The sequence below is a fragment of the Egibacter rhizosphaerae genome, from assembly GCF_004322855.1.
GTDB classification, from domain to species: Bacteria; Actinomycetota; Nitriliruptoria; order Euzebyales; family Egibacteraceae; genus Egibacter; species Egibacter rhizosphaerae.
The window spans coordinates 3,084,260-3,103,445 of sequence record NZ_CP036402.1 but is presented as its reverse complement, the minus strand read 5'-3'; the positions used below and the strand labels follow the sequence as shown (position 1 = coordinate 3,103,445).

The following is a 19,186-nucleotide window of genomic DNA, read 5'->3' as shown; positions in this document are numbered from 1 at the left end:
CGTCAACGCAACGTCGGAGCGCCGCGCCACCTCCTTTCGAGGCCCTGTCGTGCCGTGAGCACTAGGTCAGGACGGACCGCTCGCGGTGCGCGTAGAGGGCGATCGTGACGATGATCACGACACCGGATGCCACGAGCTGCCAGAAGGACTCGAACCCGAGCATCACGACGGCGTTGCCGATCATCGAGAGGAGGACCGCCCCGAGCAGCGTCCCGAGAATCGTCCCGCGGCCGCCGAAGAGCCGGGTCCCGCCGACGATCACCGCGGCGATGGTGTGGAGCATCACGGCTTCCTGGCCGCTGGCCACGACCGCGTCGAGCCGACCGGCGAGGATGATGCTCCCGAGGCCGGCGAGCAGGCCCATGATCACGTACACACCGACCCGGTAGCGGGGGACGTCGATGCCCATCTGGTTCGCCGACACCGGATCGCCGCCGACCGCGTGCAGCCGCACGCCGTACCGGTGCCAGGTGAGGAACGCGTGGCCGGCCAGGATGGTGAGAACGCCGATGATGATCGGGATTGGCAGCGGCCCGGCACGCCCGGAGCCGATCCAGCCGATCGCCTCCGGGAACCCGTAGAAGATCTGACCCCCCGCGTAGATGAGCGCGAGCCCGCGGAACACGAACTCGCTCGCGAGCGTGACGATCAGGTCCGGGACCTTGGCCTTCTGGATCACCAGGCCGTTGAAGAGCCCGCAGGCCGCGCCCGCGGCCAGGCACGCGAGCATCCCCACCCAGGCGGGCATCCCGAGATCCAGGATGACGGCCGACATCACCACGCCCGAGAACACGATGATCCCGCCGATCGAGAGGTCGATGCCGCGGGCGGTGATCACGAAGGTCATCCCCACGCCGAGCACCAGATAGAGCGCGGCGTCGAGCAGCACGCTGCGCAGGTTCCCCCACGCGAAGAACGACGGCTCGAAGACCGCCATGACGATCCCGAAGATCAGCACCATCAGCGCCGGCGCGAGGAACGGCGCGGGCACGGGGCCGGTGATGGGCAGGACCCGCGGGGGCGCGCCCGGGGCGGCGGCCTCGTCGGTCAACAGGGGGGTGTCTTCACGGCTCATGGCGGTCGGCTCCTCGCCTGGCGCTCCGGTGGGGCTCAAGGCGTGGTCCCCACCCGGTTCGCATGGGTCGCGGACGGACGTGCCAACGGTTCGTGCGTGACGGACGCGACGGAGAGGTGCTCGCGGGGGACGCCGCGGTCACCGGCCCCCGCCCGGGGGCTAGCGCGCCTCGACCAACGCGGTCGAGAGCAGGGTGTCGGCCTCGATGTTGCGCCATTCGTGCAGCGTGTCCGGCAGGAAGACGTAGAGCTCGGGGGCCTCGTACCCGAGCACCTCGCCCTGGGGCAGAACGAGCTCGCCGCGGCCGCGGATCACGTTGCACACCGCCACGTCCGGACTGGCGTGCATCACGAAGTGGCCGCCGGCGGCGATGTGCACCATCTCGGTGCGGACCCCGGGCGCACTGGTGACGTCCGCCCGTTGGACCGCGCGCAGCGGCGCGCCGTCGAAGTGCGTGAACGGTTCGAACTCGGGCTTCTCGACCACCCGCGCGCCGACCTCGTCGCCGCGCTTCTCGAAGACGGTGAACCGCATGTGCCTTCCCTCCAGCCGCTGTTTCGCTACACCGCCGTCTTGCCGCCGTCGCAGACCAGCTCCGTGCCGGTCATGAACGCGGCGTCGTCGCTCATCGCGAACGCGATGACGGCCGCTACCTCTTCGGGCGTCCCGAGCCGCTGCTGGGGCCGGATGCGAGTGAGCGCCGCCTCCTGTTCACCGGGATCGGGCGCGTTCGCGATAAGAGCGTCCACCAGCGGCGTCCGCGTGGTCCCCGGGGCCACGGTCAGTGCGCGGATGCCGTCCGAGGCGTAGTCCGCCGCGATCGACTTCGTGAGCATCACCAGCGCCGCCTTCGAGATGTTGTAGGCGACCTGTCCGGGGAAGCCGACGAGCCCGGCCTCGCTCGAGACGTTCACGATGGCTCCCCCGCCCTGTCGGCGCATCGGCGGGACCACCTCCTTGCCGAGCGCGACGGCGGCCCGCACGTTGAGCCGCATGAGGCGGTCGTAGACATCCATGTCGAGCTCGTCCAGCGGTGCGGGATGGATGACCCCCGCGTTGTTGACCAGCCCGTCGATCCGTCCTGTGGCCTCGAGCGCCGCCGCCGTCACCTGCTCCGGTGCCCGTTCCTCGAGCAGATCGACGGCCACGAACCGACCCGTCCCGACGTCCTGCATCCACTTCTCGACGTCGGCACCCTCCTCGGCATCGCGCCCCGTGGCGAGCACCCACCATCCCCGCCGGGCGAGCTCGAGCGCCGTCGCGCTCCCGATGCCCCGCGTCGCTCCCGTCACGATGACCGTGCGCACCCTCGACTCCCTGACGTGGTCCGGTCGGGATCGGCTTCGGCCCGGGTCCGCGGTCGTGGCCCGCAGCGGGGCCTCGACCGAACAGCTCGACCGGACATCCTGTTATCCTGTACTGACAAGAGCGTGTCAGTACCTCCCAGGGCGGTCAAGGGGCGATTTCGAGCGTTTCACGCGCCCATGACGGCTCGGCGCGATTCCCGCGATAGCGCGGTATCAGCGCGCCTACGCGCGGTCCATCAGCTGCCGCGCGGCCTCCTGCAGCGAGCCGGAGATCGAGGGATAGACCGTGAACGCGTAGGCCAGCTGTTGTACTGACAAGCGGTTGTGCACCGCGACGCTGACCGGGGCGATCAGGTCGCTCGCCTGGGCCGAGACGACGGCTCCGCCGAGCACGAGGCCGCTGCCGGCCATCGCGTGCAGCTTGATGAAACCCTCGCTGAGCTCCCGCATCTTGGCCCGCGGGTTGCGCGCGATCGGCAACGAGACCGTGCGGACGGGGACCTGCGACTGGGCGATGTCCTCGGCGGTCATCCCGACGGTCGCCACCTCGGGTTCGGTGAAGATGCATTTGGCCACCGCGTCGTCACGGAACGGTGTCACCGCCTGCCCGAGCGCGTGCCACATCGCGTTGCGGCCCTGCATCGCGGCGGTGGAGGCCAGCATCATCGAGCCGGTCACGTCGCCCGCCGCGTAGACCGTCGGCACGTTCGTTCGGCTCACCCCGTCGACCGGGATGGCGTCGCGGTCGGTGACGTGGACACCGGCCGCGGCGAGGCCGAGCCCGCCCGAGGCCGGGATCTGCCCGATGCAGAACAAGGCGTGGGTCCCCTCCACCCACTCGCCCTCGGTGGTCTCGACCCGCACCCCGTCGGCGCCCCGCTCGATGTCCGCGGCGCGCTTCCGGCGGTGGATGACCATGCCCCAGCGCTCGAAGCTGTCCTCGATCACGGCCGCGGCGTCCGGATCCTCGGAGGGAAGGATCTGGTCGCGGCTCGAGATCAGGTGCACCTCGCTGCCGAAACGGGCGAACGCGTGCGCGTACTCCGCTCCGGTGGCCCCGGACCCGATGACGATCAACCGCTCGGGCAGCTCCCGCAGATCGTAGAGCTCACGGGAGGTGAAGACCCGGTCCCCGTCGGGCTCGCACCCCGGGAGCGTGCGCGGGTTCGACCCGGTGGCGATCAGGACGATGTCGGCCGACACGCGATAGGAACGCCCCCCGCGGTGCTCCACCTCGACCGTCTGCGGGTCGAGGAGCCGCGCCTCCGCCTCGATGATCTCGACTCCGGTGCGGCCGACCTTCTTGCTGATGTCCGCGGACTGGTTGAACGCGAGCCCCTGAACACGGTCCATCACCGCGTTCATGTCGATCTCGGTCCGGGTCGCGAGGTCGTGGCCGCCCTCGAGCCGCACCCCGAGCCGCTTGGCCGACTGCATCCAGCCCATCGCCTCGGCGGAGACGATCAACGCCTTCGACGGCACGCAGTCCCACAGGACGCTGTTGCCGCCGAGACCCTCGCGCGAGATCAGGGTGACGTCCGCGCCGTGCTCGGCGGCGACGAGCGCGGCCTCGTAACCCCCTGGCCCACCCCCGATGATCACGATTCGCATGCGCCGTCCTTGTCTCGCCCGGCGGCCTCGTCGTCCCGCCCGTACGGCGGCTGTCGGCTGTGGGCAGGTCGCCGGCAGGTCTGCCGGCCTCCCGCAGCGTAGGAGACGGGACGGTCCGCGGCTACGAGCCCATCGGCGGAGCCCTAGCCTTGCTCGCGTGACGGACGCACTGACCGCCGAGCTGCGCGCGCTCGTGGGCGAGGCCCACGTCCTCGACGACCCGCAGCTGACCGCGCCCTACGGCAGCGACTGGACCGGCCGCTGGGAGCGCACCCCCCGACTCGTGATCCGGCCGGGCACGACCGACGAGGTCGCGCACGCGGTGCGGGCCTGCTCGGACGCGGGGGTTCCGGTCGTCCCCCAGGGCGGCAACACGGGCCTGGTGGGCGGCAGCGTCCCGCACGAGCACGAAGCGGTGTTGTCACTGCGCCGGCTCGACCGCCTCGGCACCGTGCAGCCGCTCGACCGCACAGTGACGGTCGGCGCGGGGGCGACGCTCGCGGCCGTCCAGGCGCACGTCCGCCCGCACGGCCTCGCGGTCGGGGTCGATCTCGCCGCGCGTTCGCAGGCCACCCTCGGAGGGATGGTCGCCACGAACGCGGGAGGCGTCCACGTCCTCGCCCACGGCATGATGCGCGCGCAGGTCCGCGGAGTGGAGGCCGTGCTCGCCGACGGGCGGGTGCTGCGACGGCTCGGGGGCCTCGAGAAGGACAACGTCGGCTACGACCTGCCCGGGCTCTTCGCCGGCAGCGAGGGCACCCTGGCGGTCATCACCGGGGTGACGCTGCGCCTCGTCGACGAGCCCGCCCACCGGGTCGTGGCGCTCTGCGCGCTCGACGGGTGGCGCGCGGCCGTGGAGCTCACGGCCCGCGCCCGCCGGGAGGTGCGGGGGCTCGTCGCGGCGGAGGCCGTGTCGGCCGAAGCCCTGGAGCTCGTGATCGAGACCGCGGGCCTGCCACCACCGTTCGAGGCCACCCCCGGTTGCGCGCTGCTGCTCGAGGTCGCGGGGCCGGAGGAACCGACCGACGAGCTGGCCGCAGTCGTCGAGCGCGCCGCGGACGACCTGGACGTCGGCGAGGTCGCGGTGGGCACGGACGCCCGCGACCGCGCTCGCTTGTGGGCCTACCGGGAGCACATCACCGAAGGGCTCGAGGCTCGCGGCGTGCCCGTGAAGCTGGACGTGACGCTGCCGCCCCGTGAGCTCGCGGGGTTCGTCGAGGGCCTTGAGGACCACCTGCCGGAGTCGGTGCGGGCCTACACGTTCGGGCACGTGGGCGACGGCAACGTGCACGTGAACCTCCTGCGGGACGCGCTCGTGCCCGCCGAGCGGCTCGAGGACACCGTCCTGGAACTCGTGGTCGCTCGCGATGGTTCGATCAGCGCCGAGCACGGGATCGGCGTGGCGAAGGCGGGCTGGCTCGGCCGGGTCCGCGACGACACCGACCTCGCGACGATGGCGGCGCTGCGCGGGGCCCTTGATCCGACCGGGGTGCTGAACCCGGCCGTGCTGCGCGCCCACTGATCGCACCCGGGCGGACTCGTGCTCACCTCCGCACACGATCCCGCCCAGACAGGCGACGGCGCTCGCGTCAGAACGTGTCGGGCGGCACGTACTCCCCGAAGACCCCGCGCAGGGCGTCGCAGACCTCGCCGACCGTCGCGCGTTCCCGCAAGGCGTGCTTCATCACCGGCAGCAGGTTCGCCTCACCCTCGGCGGCCTTGGCCACATCCGCGAGGGCCGCGTCGACCGCCGCCTGGTCCCGCTGCCGGCGAACCCGATCGAGCCGCTCGACCTGCTGCTGGCGCACCGCCTCGTCCACGCGCTGCAACTCGGGGTCGACCTCCTCGTCGGCCCGGTAGCGGTTCACGCCCACCACGACCCGCTCGCCCTGCTCGATCTGTCGGGAGAGGTCGAACGCGGAGCGCTCGATCTCCCCCTTCTGGTACCCCTGCTCGATCGCGACGACCGCCCCACCGCGCTCGTCGATCCGGGCGAGGTAGTCGGCGACCTGCGCCTCGATCTCGTCGGTGAGCGACTCGACGAACCAGCTCCCGCCGAGGGGATCGGCGGTCAACGGCACGTCGGTCTCGTGGGCGAGAACCTGCTGGGTGCGCAACGCGAGGCGGGCAGCCTTCTCGCTGGGGAGCGAGAGCGCCTCGTCGAAGGCGTTCGCGTGCAGCGACTGGGTTCCCCCGAGGGTCGCCGCCAGGGATTGCAACGTCACTCGGACGAGGTTGACCTCGGCCTGCTGGGCGGTGAGCTGCACGCCGGCGGTCTGGGTGTGGAAGCGCAGCATCTGCGACTTCGGGTCCCGGGCACCGAACCGGTCGTGCATGAGGCGGGCCCACAACCGGCGCGCCGCGCGGAACTTGGCGACCTCCTCCAACAGCGACGAGCGCGCCACGAAGAAGAACGACAGCCGGGGCGCGAACTGATCCACGTCGAGACCCGCCTCGAGCGCGGCCTCGACGTAGGCGATCGCGTCCGACAGCGTGAACGCGACCTCCTGGACCGCCGTCGCGCCCGCCTCGGCGATGTGGTAGCCCGAGATCGAGATCGTGTTGAACGAGGGCAGCCGCTCGGCGCAGTAGCCGAACGTGTCGGTGATGATCCGCAGGCTCGGCTGCGGCGGGAAGATGTAGGTCCCGCGGGCGATGTACTCCTTCAGCACATCGTTCTGGATCGTTCCCCGCAGCTCGGCGGGGTCGACGCCCTGCTCCTCCCCGACGAGCTCGTACAGCAGGAGCAGGATCGAGGCCGGCGCGTTGATCGTCATCGACGTCGACACGCGGTCGAGCGGGATCCCGTCGAACAGGGCCCGCATGTCCTCGACCGAGTCGATCGCGACCCCGACCTTGCCCACCTCCCCCGACGCCACGGGCGCATCGGAGTCGTAACCCATCTGCGTCGGCAGGTCGAAGGCCACCGACAGGCCGGTCTGACCCTGCTCGAGGAGGTACTTGTACCGGCGGTTGGACTCCTCGGCGCTCGCGAAGCCGGCGTACTGGCGCATCGTCCAGAGCCGTCCCCGGTACATCGAGCCGTAGACCCCCCGCGCGTACGGGAAGGCACCGGGGTCACCGAGATCGCGCTGATAGTCGAGGTCCGCGACGTCCTCGGGCCGGTAGACGGGCTGGGCCGGGATCCCGGCGTCGGTCCGACCCTCGGCCCTGCGCGGCTCGCTCATCGCTGCCTCCTCGTCGCGCCGAGCTGCGGGGGCCTCCCGGCTCGGAGAGGGCGTGAGCGGAGGCTACCCACCCAAGCGATCGGCCCGTCGAGACCATGCACGCCCCCACCACCTCGTTGGGTCGCGATCATAGGGCGCTGATACGCTCACGGCGCGTGGCCCGCGACCGCAGCGGCTCGGCGGGAACCGCGACGAGCGAGGAGCACGGAAGATGGCGGCGACCCAGACCGGCGCAACATCCACGGCTTCCCGGAACCGTCGGCGCCCCTGGATCGCGGAGTTCTATGCCTCGTCGCTCGGAAAGAAGTACGCGATGGCGATCACCGGCATCGTGCTCATGGCGTACGTCTTCGCCCACATGGTCGGCAACCTCAAGCTCTTCGAGGGCGCACAGCCCCTGAACGACTACGCCGCGTGGCTGCGCGAGATCGCCTACCCGGCCCTGCCCGAGGGCGCGGCTCTCTGGGGAGTGCGCATCGTCCTGATCGCCGCGTTCGCGATCCACATCCACGCCGCCGCCGTGCTCACGCTGCGCAACCGGCGGGCGCGCGGGACGAAGTACCAGAGCAAGCGCGACTACAACGCCGCCGACTTCGCGTCGCGCACGATGCGTTGGAGCGGCGTGATCGTCGGCCTGTTCGTGCTCTTCCACCTGGCCGACCTCACCTTCGGCGCCACGAACCCGGACTTCGACCACGCCGACGTGTACGGCAACATCGTCACGAGCTTCAGCGTCTGGTGGATCGCCGCGATCTACGTCGTCGCGAACCTGGCCCTCGCGTTCCACCTCTACCATGGGGTCTGGAGCCTGTTCCAGACGATGGGCTGGAACCAACGCCGCTTCAACCACTGGCGCCGCTACTTCGCGGTCGCGTTCGCGGTCGTGGTCGCCGCCGGCAACCTCTCGTTCCCGATCGCCGTCCAGCTCGGGATCGTGGGTTAGCCGGCCGCGACGAGCCGAGCAAGGAGCCGACACATGCCGGTCGACCAGAAGCTGGATCTCGACGCGAAGATCCCCGACGGATCGCTCGAGGACAAGTGGGACAATCACCGGTTCGACATGAAGCTGGTGAACCCCAACAACAAGCGCAAGTTCGACGTCATCGTGGTGGGCACGGGCCTCGCGGGGGCGTCCGCGGCGGCCTCCCTCGGCGAGCTCGGCTACAACGTCCGGTGCTTCACGTACCACGACTCGCCGCGACGGGCCCACTCGATCGCCGCGCAGGGCGGCATCAACGCGGCCAAGAACTACCAGGGGGACGGCGACAGCATCTTCCGCCTGTTCCACGACACGATCAAGGGCGGCGACTACCGCTCCCGCGAGGGCAACGTGTACCGCCTCGCCCAGCTCTCGGTGAACATCATCGACCAGGCGGTGGCGCAGGGCGTGCCGTTCGCGCGCGACTACGGCGGCCTGCTGGACAACCGCTCGTTCGGGGGCGCGCAGGTCTCGCGCACGTTCTACGCGCAGGGCCAGACGGGCCAGCAGCTGCTCCTCGGCGCGTACCAGGCGCTGATGCGCCAGGTCGACCGCGGCAGCGTCACCCTGCACCCCAGGACCGAGATGCTCGAGCTCGTGGTCGTGGACGGTCGCGCACACGGCGTCGTCGTGCGCGACCTCGGGACCGGCGAGATCAGCTCGCACTCGGCCCACGCGGTCGTGCTCGCCACGGGTGGCTACGCCAGTGCGTACTTCCTGTCGACGATGGCCAAGAACTCCAACGCCACCGCCGCGTGGCGCGCGCACCGCAAGGGCGCGGTGTACGGCAACCCGTGCTACACGCAGATCCACCCGACCTGCATCCCCCAGTCCGGCGACTACCAGTCCAAGCTCACCCTGATGAGCGAGGGACTGCGCAACGACGGGCGGATCTGGGTCCCCAAGGATCCCGACGAGACCCGGCCGCCCGAGGACATCCCCGAGTCGGAGCGCGACTATTACCTCGAGCGCCTGTACCCCGCCTTCGGCAACCTCGCGCCACGCGACATCTCCAGCCGCGCCGCGAAGCGCATGGTCGACGCCGGCCATGGCGTCGGCCCGCAGAAGAACGGCGTGTACCTCGACTTCGCCGGCGCGATCGAGCGCATGGGCGTCGACGGCGTCGAGGCGAAGTACGACAACCTGTTCCAGATGTACGAGAAGATCACGAACGAGAACCCGTACCGGGTCCCCATGCGGATCTACCCCGCCCCGCACTACGCGATGGGCGGCCTGTGGGTCGACTACAACCTGCAGACCTCGATCCCGGGCCTGTTCGCGCTCGGCGAGTCGAACTTCAGCGACCACGGGGCGAACCGCCTCGGCGCCTCCGCGCTCATGCAGGGGCTGGCCGACGGTTACTTCGTGATCCCGTACACGATCGGCAACTACCTGGCGCCGATGCTCGGGGAGTCGCCGCCGCCGACGAGCCACGAGGCGTTCGCCGAGGCCGAGGCCGAGGTGCGCGACAAGGTGTTCGGCCTGCTGTCGGTGAACGGCACCCGCAGCGTGGACTCGTTCCACAAGGAGCTCGGCCGGATCCTCTGGGACTACTGCGGGATGTCGCGCACCGCCGAGGGCCTCGAGAAGGCTCGCAGCGAGATCCGGACACTGCGGGACGAGTTCCACAAGGACGTGCGGGTCCTCGGCGAGAACGAGACGATCAACCAGTCGCTCGAGAAGGCCGGGCGCGTCCAGGACTTCTTCGAGCTCGCCGAGCTCATGACGGTCGATGCCCACCACCGCGAGGAGTCCTGTGGCGGGCACTTCCGCGAGGAGCACCAGACCGAGGAGGGCGAGGCGCTGCGGGACGACGAGAACTACGCGTACGTCGCGCGCTGGCGGTTCCGGGGGCTCGGCGAGGACCCGGAGCTCATTCCCGAGCCCCTCGAGTTCGAGACGGTCACCCCCTCGACCCGCAGCTACAAGTAGCCGAGGACGCCGACGGCCCGTGCCCACACCCGAGGGGGCAGGCGTCGGGCAGCCGAAAGGACCGCACGCGATGGACCTGACGCTCAAGGTGTGGCGCCAGCCCGGCCCGGAGGCCGAGGGACGCTTCGAGACCTACCAGGCGAAGGGCATCGACGAGCACGCCTCGTTCCTCGAGATGCTCGACCTCGTCAACGAGCAACTGACCGAGGAGGGCATCGAGCCGATCGCCTTCGACTCGGACTGCCGGGAGGGCATCTGCGGTACCTGTGGTGTGATGGTCGACGGCGAGGCCCACGGGCCGGTCGAGAACGCGTCCGTCTGCCAGGTCCACATGTTCAACTACTCGGACGGCGACACGATCACGATCGAACCGTGGCGTGCCGCCGGCTTCCCGATCCAGAAGGATCTGATCGTCGACCGCACCGCGTTCGACGAGATCATCGCCGCGGGCGGCTACATCACCGTGCCGACGGGCTCGGCGCCGGAGGCGAACCTCACGCCGGTCGACAAGCCGATCGCCGACACCGCCTTCGAGGCCGCGCAGTGCATCGGCTGCGGCGCCTGCGTTGCCGCGTGCCCCAACGGTGCCGCGCAGCTGTTCACCGCGGCGAAGGTCTCCCACCTCAACCTGCTGCCACAGGGCCAGCCCGAGCGCTACGAGCGCGTCGTGAACATGGTCGAGGTGATGGAGGAGTACTTCGGCTCCTGCACCAACCACGGCGAGTGCCAGGACGCGTGCCCGAAGGACATCTCGATCGACTTCATCGCGTGGCTGAACAAGGACTACCGCAAGGCCTCGTTCAAGCAGATGCGCGCGAGCTGAGCCAAGGCCCCGACCAGAGCCCCGATCAAAGCCCCGAGCAAAGCCCCAGCCAAGGCCCCGACCGGGCCGCGCCGACCCGAGGCCGTTGCCCATGACGACCCCGCACGACGTGCCCTGTGGCACCCACGGCGCGGTGGTCTGGCTCACCGGGCTGTCGGGGGCCGGCAAGTCGACCGTGGCCGAGCTCCTCGCCGCCGAGCTCCGCCACCGCGCGCACCCGGTGGAGGTGCTCGACGGCGACGAGGTGCGCCGGTTCCTCACCGCCGGGCTGGGGTTCAGCCGCGAGGACCGCGACACCAACGTGCGACGCATCGGCTACGTCGCGTCGCTGCTCGCCAAGCACGGCGTCACGGTCATCACCGCCGCGATCAGCCCGTACGCGGCGACGCGCGCGGAGGTGCGGGCGATGGCGCCGGCGTTCGTCGAGGTGTTCGTCGACGCGCCCCTGGAGGTCTGCGCCGCTCGCGACGTCAAGGGCCTCTACGAGAAGGCGTTCGCGGGGGAGCTCGACGGGTTCACCGGGGTGAGCGACCCCTACGAGCCTCCCCGTGCCCCCGATGTCCATCTGCGCACCGATCGGTCGGAGGCGGCCGACTGCGTGGACCGCCTCGTCGAGGAGCTCGCCCGGCGCGGGCTCCTGCAGGCAGCGGCCCGCTAGCGTCTCCCGACCACCGCGTCTCCCGACCACGCGTCTCCCGACCACTGCGCGCTCAACGCTGCAGGGCGGCCTCGACCGCGTCGGCGATGCGTTCCTGCCCCGCGCGGTTGGGATGGATGCCGTCGAAGGCGATGAGGTCGCGGTCACGGGGATCCTCGGTCCCGTCCGCCCCATGGAAGGCCTGCTCCACGGGCGCGATCACGAACCCGCGCTGCTCCGCGGCGGCGCGCAGCCCCCGGTTGGCCTCGGCCCGCAGCTCGCGGCCGAGGCTCGTGAGCTCGTCCTCGCCCCGGCGGCCCGCGAACGGGTCGTAGAAGTCGGTGACGACGACCCTGGCGTCGGTGTGCGCATCGATCTCCGCGAGCAGGTCCTCCCACCGCTCGTGGAACCGCTCGATCGGCGGGCGAGCGCACGCGGGCTCGGCGCACGTCTCCCCGAGCTCGAAGGCCGCGCGAAAGAGGTCGTTGCTGCCGACGCTCACGGTCACCAAGTCGGCGTCCGCCAGCGCCTCGCGCAGCGGGGCCCGCTCATCGACGGCGTCGCGCAGCCTTCGGGTCGTCCAACCGATCTGCGCCGCGACCTCGACCTCGACCGGCCGACCGGTGGATTCCTCGAGGCGCTGCGCCAAATGTTCCGGGTACCCGCTGGGTGCCGCGAACCCGGCCGCCAGCGAATCGCCCAGCGCGACGTAGTCCAGCGGCTCGCCTTCGGGCTCGCCCGGGTCGTCCCCGCCGGCCTCCTCGTCGCCGAGCAGGGCCTGCGCGCTGGCGACGGCCTCGCGCACCGATTCCGGGCCCGCTATCGCGGCCGCGGTGAGGCCGCCGGCGAAGAGGAGCAGCAGGACCACGACGAATCGGCGCACGCCCCCACTCTCGCACCCCCGACGCCGGATTGCCCGGTGCCCAGCAGCCGGTGACGGATGTCCGCGCGTGCGGGCACCCCGGAGGTAGCGCCGCACGCCGTGCCGCGCATTCCGCCGGATGTCCGCGCGTGCGGGCACCCCGGAGGTAGCGCCGCACGCCGTGCCGCGCATTCCGCCGGATGTCCGCGCGTGCGGGCCTCCCGGTTCGGGCCGCAGGCACCGGCCCGTTCGGGCCGGGTGTGTCCTCACCGCGCGCGGACCGCTAGCGTGCGCCGCACGGAGCGCGCGAGGAGGGGCGAGCCATGGCCGAGGTCCAGGACGGGATGACGCCGTTCGAGGCGGTGACCCACTTCTTCCACCAGGCGGCCGACGAGACCGGCATCAGCGACACGACCCGCGACATCCTGAGCGGCACGTACCGCGAGATCCGCGTCCAGGTCCCGATCGCGCGGGCGGACGGGTCCAAGGAGGTCGTGTACGGGTACCGGGTCCAGCACAACGGCGCCCGCGGTCCCTACAAGGGAGGGGTCCGCTACCACCCGCACGCCGACATCGACGAGGTGCGCGCGCTCGCGTCGCTCATGACCTGGAAGACCGCGATCCTCGACCTGCCGTTCGGGGGGGCGAAGGGGGGCGTGCAGGTCGATCCGGGCGGGCTCAACCGCCCGGAGCTCCAGGCACTGACCCGCCGGTACATGTCGCAGGTCAGCTACATCATGGGCACGCACCGCGACATCATGGCGCCCGACATGGGCACGGGTGCTCAGACGATGGCGTGGATGATGGACGCCTGGGGACAGAAGTACGGCCACGATCCCGCGATCGTCACCGGCAAGCCGGTCGAGCTCGGCGGCTCGGTCGGCCGCGACGCCGCGACCGGTCGAGGCTGCATCGTGGTGCTCGACGAGGCCGTCAAGGACGCCGGCCGCCACCCCGAGGACCTCACCGTCGCGGTGCAGGGATACGGCAACGTGGGATCGTGGGCCGCCCGTTGCGCGGTCGAGCAGGGCTACCGCGTCGTCGCCGTCAGCGACGTCGGGGGCGGCATCCGCGATCCGCGCGGCCTCGACCTCGACGCCGTCGACGCGCACCTGGAGGAGGCCGGCACGGTCGCCGGCTGTCCCGACACGGAGGCCCTCGAGGGCGGCGAGTTGCTCACGCTCGACGTCGACGTGCTCATCCCCGCGGCGCTCGGCGGCGTCATCACCAAGGACAACGTGGACGACGTCCGGGCCGACCTGATCGTGGAGGCGGCGAACCACCCGGTGACCCCGGCGGCCGACGAGGTCCTCCACGACCGCGGCGTCACGGTCCTGCCGGACGTCCTCGCCAACGCCGGAGGCGTGACCGTGTCGTACTTCGAGTGGACGCAGAACATCCAGATGTTCCACTGGGATCTCGACCGGGTGAACGGTGAGCTGCGCAAGCGCATGCGCCGGGCCTACGAGACCCTGCGCGACTACGCCGCCGCGAGGGACGGCGAGGAGGCGAGGATCGGACTGCGCCGCGCGGCCTTCGCGGTCGGCGTCGAGCGGGTGGCACGGGCGGCCGATCTGCGCGGGTACCTGTAGCCCGGTATGGACGATGCGCTCGGCGCCGGGCCGGTCCGGCTCGGCACCGCGGCGGGCCGGTGGGTGCTCGCGACGACGATCCTCGCGAGCGGCCTCGCCTTCCTCGACGCGACCACGGTCAACGTGGCCCTGCCAGCGATCGACCGGGACCTCGACGCGGGGTTCGCGGGGCTGCAGTGGACCGTCGACGCCTACCTGCTCGCCCTGTCGGCGCTGCTCCTGCTCGGCGGCGCGCTCGGCGACCGGTTCGGCCGCAAGCGCGTGTTCGTCGTCGGGCTCTGGTGGTTCACCATCGCCTCGCGGGCCTGCGGCCTCGCGCCGACGGCGAGCGCGCTCGTCGCCGCCCGCGCGCTGCAGGGCCTGGGAGCAGCGCTGCTCGTGCCCGGCAGCCTCGCGATCGTGTCGGCCGCGTTCGGCCCCGCACAGCGCGGCCGGGCCATCGGCACCTGGACGGGCCTGTCCGGCGTCTCGACCGCCGCCGGTCCCCTGCTCGGCGGCCTGCTCGTGGACACCGCGACGTGGCGCTGGATCTTCCTGTTGAACGTCCCGGGCGCGCTCCTCGCCCTGTGGGCGGCGCGGCACGTGCCCGAGACCCGCGATCCCCAACGGGCACGGCTGGACGTCGCCGGCTCGCTCCTGGCGGTCGCGGCCCTCGGGGGGATCGTCTACGCGCTCATCGAGGGCCCCGCCCGCGGGTGGGGGCAGCCACTCGTCGCGGGGCTCGGTCTGGCAGGACTCGCGGCGCTCGGCGCGCTGGTCGTCGTCGAGCGGCGCGTGGCCCAGCCGATGCTGCCACCGACGCTGTTCCGGTCACGGTCGTTCGTGGCCGCGAACGTCGTCACCCTGCTCGTGTACGCCGCCCTGACCGGCGCGACCTTCCTCGTCGCGGTGCATCTGCAGGCGACGCTGGGCTGGTCGGCGCTGTCCGCGGGCGCGGCGCTCGTGCCGATCACCGTGATGCTCGTGCTGCTCTCGCCGCGCATGGGCGAGCTCGTCGGCCGCGTGGGCCCGCGGTGGCTGCTCACGGTCGGTTCCCTGACGGCGGGAGGAGGCCTGGCGCTGCTGACCCGGATCGAGGCCGACGTGGGCTACCTCGGCGGGGTGTTCCCCGGCGTGCTCACGTTCGGCGTCGGCCTCGCCACGGTCGTCGCGCCCCTGACCACGACGGTGCTCACCGCCGCTCCCGACACGCTCGCCGGGACGGCGTCCGGCGTGAACAACGCGGTGGCCCGAACGGCGGGGCTGCTCGCTGTCGCGTTGCTGCCGCTCGCGGGCGGGATCAGCGGCGACGGGCTGGAGGGGCTCGCCGAGGGCTTCGGGCGCGCGATGCTCGCGGCTGCCGGCCTGTGCGCGGCCGCGGCCGTCGTCGCCTGGTGCGCGATCCGGGATCCCGAACGCTCGAGCCGGTCGTGATCCCGAGCGACTACGCCTCGTGGACCGGTCCGGCGTCCTCGGCGTCAGGCGCCGCGCCCGGCGTCCCCCCGTTGTCCGACGGGGGGCCGAAGATCGCGTCGCGGTAGTGCCGCAGCTCGGCGATCGACTCGCGGATGTCGGCCAGCGCCCGGTGCCCCCCGTCCTTGGTCGGCGCGGAGGCGACGGCGTCGGGGCGCCACCGCTTCGCGAGCTCCTTGATCGTCGACACGTCCACGTTGCGGTAGTGCAGGTGCGACTCCACCTGCGGCATGTACGCCCGCAGGAACATCCGGTCCGCGTGGACCGAGTTCCCGGCCAGCGGCGCCACCAGCTGATCGGGCACGTGCTCGGCGATGAACGAGAGCACCTGACGCTCGGCGTCGGTGACGGTGACCTCGCTCCGGCGGATCGCCTCGGTGAGCCCGCTCTTCTCGTGCATGTCCCGCACGACCTCGACCATCTGATCGAGCTTCTCGTCGGGCTGGCCGATGACGAGGTCGGGCCCCTCGACGGTCGTCTCGAGCGCGCCGTCGGTCACGATCACCGCGACCTCCACGATCACGTCGCGCTCGGGGTCCAGGCCGGTCATCTCGAGGTCGACCCAGACGAGCGGTCGCTCCAATTCGGTGCTCATCGGTTCGCACTCCGTTCGTCCGCGACCATTTCCAGTTCCAGCCACCGCGTCCCGGCGGCGTCGAGCTCCGCCTCCACGTCCGCGAGCTCGCGGCCGAGCCGCGAGAGCTCGTCCGGGTCGGTCGTGTGCTCCAGGGCGTCGGTGAGCGCGGCGCGACGCTCCTCGAGCTCGCCGACCCGCTCGGCCAGCTGCGCCCGCTCACGCTGCTCGTTGTAGGTGAGCTTGCGCCCACGTCCCCCACCGTCGCCGCTCGACTGCCGTCGGCCGTTCTCGCCGCCGGCGCGATGCTCCGAGTCGGCCTGCGCCCGGCGATCGCTCTGCGCCCGCCAGTCACGGTAGGCCGGCCAGCCGCCCGGATGGTGGCGCAGCTGCCCCGGTCCCCCGGGCTCGGGCGGATCGAGCGACCAGACGTCCCCGCACACCCGGTCGAGGAAGTACCGGTCGTGGCTCGCGGCGACGAGCGCGCCCGGCCAGCCGTCGAGGAACGACTCGAGCACCGAGAGCGTGTCGAGATCCAGGTCGTTGGTCGGCTCGTCGAGCAGCAGCAGGTTGGGCGCGTCGGCGAGGACCCGCAGGAGCTCGAGGCGGCGCCGCTCACCGCCAGAGAGGTCCTCGACGTACGCTTTCTGCTGAGCGGAGGTGAACAGAAAGCGCTCGAGCAGATCCCCGGCGGTCAGCCGGATCCCCTCGGATCGCCCGCGCTCCGCGCCCACGAGCCCCGCCGTGTTGGTCTCGCGCACGATCTCCTGCACCGCCGACAGCACCCGCGTGCGCGGTGGCAGCTGCTCGGGCTCCTGCCCGAACCACCCGACGTGCACGGTGTCGCCCATGCGGACGCTGCCGGCGTCGGGCATGAGCCGACCGGCGACGAGGCCGAGCAGCGTGGTCTTGCCGCTGCCGTTCGGGCCCACGAGGCCGATGCGGTCCCGAGGCTGCAACCGCAGATCGACGTCGCTGACGACCCACTGGTCCCCGTAGCGCTTGCCGGCATTGTGCAGGTCCACGACCTTCGAGCCGATCCGCCGGGCCGGCAGGTTGACGACGAGCTCGGGCTGCTCGGTGTCGACGCGGCTCTCCAGCAGCTCGTGGGCCTTCTCGACGCGGTGCTTGGCCTTCGTGCCCCGCGCTTTCGGGCCACGGCGCAGCCACTCGAGCTCCACGCGGGCGAGGTTCTGACGTTTGCGTTCCTCGCGCTCGGCCTGGGCCTGCCGTTCCGCCCGGGCCTCGAGGTAGTCGGCATAGCTCCCGTGGTTCGTGTGGATCCGCCCGCGCTCGACCTCGATCACCCGCGTCACCAGCCGGTCGAGCAGATAGCGGTCGTGCGTGACGAGCACGAGCGCGCCGGTCCGCCCGCGCAACTCGCCCTCGAGCCACTCGATCACGTCGACGTCGAGGTGGTTGGTGGGCTCGTCGAGCACGAGCAGCTCGGCGGGGCTCACGAGCGCCCGGGCGAGCGCCACCCGCTTGCGCTGGCCACCCGACATCGTCCCGACCCGCTGTTGCACCCCGCCGAGGCCGAGGCGGTCGAGCGTCGCGCGGGCTCGCCGCTCGAGGCTCCACGCGCCGGCGGCGTCCATCTCCTGGGTCGCGGCCTCCAAGCGCTCCAGCGCGGCCGGATCCTCGGGCGCGTCACGGACCGCGGCCTGCGCCGCCTCGAACGCGCGCACCACCCCGGCCTCGGCCGGTGCGTCGGCCTCGGTCGCGCCGATCCCGATGACGACCTCGAACGGGGTGGCCTCGTCCGGCAGGGTCGGCTCCTGCGCGAGGTAGTGCGTGCGCACGCTGGACCCGTGCGTGACCCGACCGTCGTCGGGTGCCTCGACACCGGCGAGGATCCGCAACAAGGTCGACTTGCCGCTCCCGTTCAGGCCGATGACGCCCACGCGGTCGCCGTCGTCGACACCGAACGACACCCCGTCGAGGACCACCCGCTCGGCGTACTCCTTGCGGATGCGCTCGAGGCTCGCGAGGTTCACGCCGGCGACGCCTCCGCCGGATCGGCCGCCCCCCGCACGCGCTCGGCCCCGAACAGCCCCACCTTCTCGCGCACGTCGGCCATGGTGGCGGCGGCGATCTCGCGGGCGCGGTCGGCTCCCTTGCCCAGCTCGGCGTGCACCGCGGCCGGGTCCGCGCGCAACTCGGCGTAGCGGGCCCGCACCGGAGCGAGCCGCTCGATCACCGCCTCGGCCACCGCCTTCTTGAAGTCGCCGTACCCCTTCCCGGCGAACTCGTCCTCGAGCTCGGGGATCGTCCGCCCCGTCGCCGCGGACAGCAGCTCGAGGAGGTTGCCGATCCCCGGCTTGTCGGCGCTCGCCCGAATCTCGCTACCGGAGTCGGTGACCGCGCGCATCAACTTCTTGCGCGTCGTGTCGGCGTCGTCGGCGAGGTCGATCGTGCCCTGCGGGCTCTCCTCGGACTTCGACATCTTCTGGTCCGGGTGCTGCAGGTCCATCACCCGGGCGCCGCTGGTCGGCAGCGTCGCCGTCGGCAACCGGAACGTGTCGCCGAACCGGTGGTTGAAGCGGTGCGCGATGTCGCGCGACAGCTCGATGTGCTGGCGTTGGTCCTCGCCGACCGGCACCTCGTCAGCCTGGTAGAGGATGATGTCCGCGGCCTGCAGGACCGGGTAGTTGAACAGCCCGACCGAGACGCTGTCGCGCTGGCCCGCTGCCTTCTCCTTGAACTGGACCATGCGCTGCAGCTCGCCCATCGTGGCGACGCAGTCGAGGATCCAGGCCAGCTCCGAGTGCTCGCGCACCTGCGACTGGACGAACAGGGTCACGGTGTCCGGGTCGAGGCCGGACGCAAGCAGCCAGGACGCGAGGTCGACCGTCTGCTCACGCAGCTCCGCCGGGTCGTGGGGCACCGTCATCGCGTGCAGGTCCACCACGCAGTAGAAGTGGCCGGGCTGCTGGAGCTCAGCCCAGCGCGTGAACGCCCCGAAGAAGTTGCCCACGTGCGGGTTACCGGACGGCTTCACCCCGCTGAACACCCTGGCCACCGCGCTGCTCCTCCGTTGGGCTGCCTGTCGAGGCGGGTGGCGCCACCGTGCCCGCCGACCGTGCACCTCACCGCATCGTAAGCCGGCCGTGCACGAGTGTCAGTCCGCCCTCGTAAACCGGCCACGCACGGG

16 protein-coding genes are annotated in these 19,186 nt (G+C 71.7%); 7 read left to right on the top strand and 9 right to left on the bottom strand.

The annotated features are described in order from the left end of the window. Positions 1-61: 61 nt before the first annotated feature. From ER308_RS14490 to ER308_RS14475, 4 genes are all read right to left on the bottom strand, one after another. Positions 62-1,075, bottom strand: coding sequence for an ABC transporter permease (locus tag ER308_RS14490; RefSeq protein ID WP_131155641.1), 1,014 nt, complete (start codon positions 1,073-1,075; stop codon positions 62-64). Between the two features lie 159 nt (positions 1,076-1,234). Continuing rightward, a complete protein-coding gene (locus tag ER308_RS14485) occupies positions 1,235-1,609 on the bottom strand; it encodes a hypothetical protein (protein WP_131155640.1) in 375 nt (124 codons plus the stop codon). 26 nt (positions 1,610-1,635) lie between these two features. Continuing rightward, positions 1,636-2,382 (bottom strand): SDR family NAD(P)-dependent oxidoreductase, encoded by a 747-nt coding sequence (locus ER308_RS14480; protein ID WP_165492112.1) that lies wholly within the window; start codon positions 2,380-2,382, stop codon positions 1,636-1,638. Between the two features lie 222 nt (positions 2,383-2,604). After that, complete coding sequence (locus ER308_RS14475; RefSeq protein WP_131155638.1) at positions 2,605-3,993, bottom strand: NAD(P)H-quinone dehydrogenase; 1,389 nt, start codon at positions 3,991-3,993, stop codon at positions 2,605-2,607. Positions 3,994-4,150: 157 nt separating this feature from the next. On the opposite strand from ER308_RS14475, the gene ER308_RS14470 reads away from it, so the two are divergent. Next, positions 4,151-5,515, top strand: a complete 1,365-nt coding sequence (locus tag ER308_RS14470) for an FAD-binding oxidoreductase (protein ID WP_205745633.1) — start codon at positions 4,151-4,153, stop codon at positions 5,513-5,515. A gap of 67 nt (positions 5,516-5,582) precedes the next feature. Here ER308_RS14470 and ER308_RS14465 read toward each other — a convergent pair whose 3' ends face one another. Continuing rightward, positions 5,583-7,181, bottom strand: coding sequence for an acyl-CoA mutase large subunit family protein (locus ER308_RS14465; protein ID WP_131155637.1), 1,599 nt, complete (start codon positions 7,179-7,181; stop codon positions 5,583-5,585). A 211-nt stretch (positions 7,182-7,392) separates the two neighbouring features. Between ER308_RS14465 and ER308_RS14460 the strand changes: the two genes are divergently transcribed. The 4 genes from ER308_RS14460 (at position 7,393) to cysC (ending at position 11,573) form a co-directional block, all read left to right on the top strand. Beyond that, positions 7,393-8,124 (top strand): succinate dehydrogenase cytochrome b subunit, encoded by a 732-nt coding sequence (locus ER308_RS14460; RefSeq protein ID WP_131155636.1) that lies wholly within the window; start codon positions 7,393-7,395, stop codon positions 8,122-8,124. Positions 8,125-8,157: 33 nt separating this feature from the next. Next, positions 8,158-10,092: a fumarate reductase/succinate dehydrogenase flavoprotein subunit gene (locus ER308_RS14455; RefSeq protein WP_131155635.1), complete on the top strand. Its 1,935-nt coding sequence runs from the start codon at positions 8,158-8,160 to the stop codon at positions 10,090-10,092. Positions 10,093-10,162: 70 nt separating this feature from the next. Then, positions 10,163-10,915 carry a succinate dehydrogenase/fumarate reductase iron-sulfur subunit gene (locus ER308_RS14450; protein WP_131155634.1) on the top strand — a complete coding sequence of 251 codons (753 nt, stop codon included), beginning with the start codon at positions 10,163-10,165 and terminating at the stop codon, positions 10,913-10,915. A 91-nt stretch (positions 10,916-11,006) separates the two neighbouring features. Further along, complete coding sequence (gene cysC, locus ER308_RS14445) at positions 11,007-11,573, top strand: adenylyl-sulfate kinase (protein WP_131155633.1); 567 nt, start codon at positions 11,007-11,009, stop codon at positions 11,571-11,573. A 52-nt stretch (positions 11,574-11,625) separates the two neighbouring features. Here the strand turns inward: cysC and ER308_RS14440 are convergent, their stop codons facing one another. Next, positions 11,626-12,435 carry an SGNH/GDSL hydrolase family protein gene (locus tag ER308_RS14440; protein ID WP_165492111.1) on the bottom strand — a complete coding sequence of 270 codons (810 nt, stop codon included), beginning with the start codon at positions 12,433-12,435 and terminating at the stop codon, positions 11,626-11,628. 302 nt (positions 12,436-12,737) lie between these two features. Between ER308_RS14440 and ER308_RS14435 the strand changes: the two genes are divergently transcribed. Both ER308_RS14435 and ER308_RS14430 read left to right on the top strand, forming a co-directional pair. Further along, entirely contained in the window at positions 12,738-14,006 is a 1,269-nt protein-coding gene (locus tag ER308_RS14435; protein WP_131155631.1) for a Glu/Leu/Phe/Val family dehydrogenase, read from the top strand. Between the two features lie 6 nt (positions 14,007-14,012). Then, positions 14,013-15,419: an MFS transporter gene (locus ER308_RS14430; RefSeq protein WP_131155630.1), complete on the top strand. Its 1,407-nt coding sequence runs from the start codon at positions 14,013-14,015 to the stop codon at positions 15,417-15,419. Positions 15,420-15,429: 10 nt separating this feature from the next. Here the strand turns inward: ER308_RS14430 and orn are convergent, their stop codons facing one another. From orn to trpS, 3 genes are read right to left on the bottom strand one after another with little or no spacing between them, the layout of a single operon-like run. Further along, positions 15,430-16,053, bottom strand: a complete 624-nt coding sequence (orn, locus tag ER308_RS14425; protein WP_165492110.1) for an oligoribonuclease — start codon at positions 16,051-16,053, stop codon at positions 15,430-15,432. Continuing rightward, a complete protein-coding gene (locus ER308_RS14420; protein ID WP_131155629.1) occupies positions 16,050-18,029 on the bottom strand; it encodes an ABC-F family ATP-binding cassette domain-containing protein in 1,980 nt (659 codons plus the stop codon). Before ER308_RS14420 ends, orn begins: the two co-directional genes overlap by 4 nt. Next, complete coding sequence (gene trpS, locus ER308_RS14415; RefSeq protein ID WP_205745632.1) at positions 18,026-19,054, bottom strand: tryptophan--tRNA ligase; 1,029 nt, start codon at positions 19,052-19,054, stop codon at positions 18,026-18,028. The genes ER308_RS14420 and trpS overlap by 4 nt, the downstream gene beginning before the upstream one ends. Positions 19,055-19,186 lie beyond the last annotated feature (132 nt).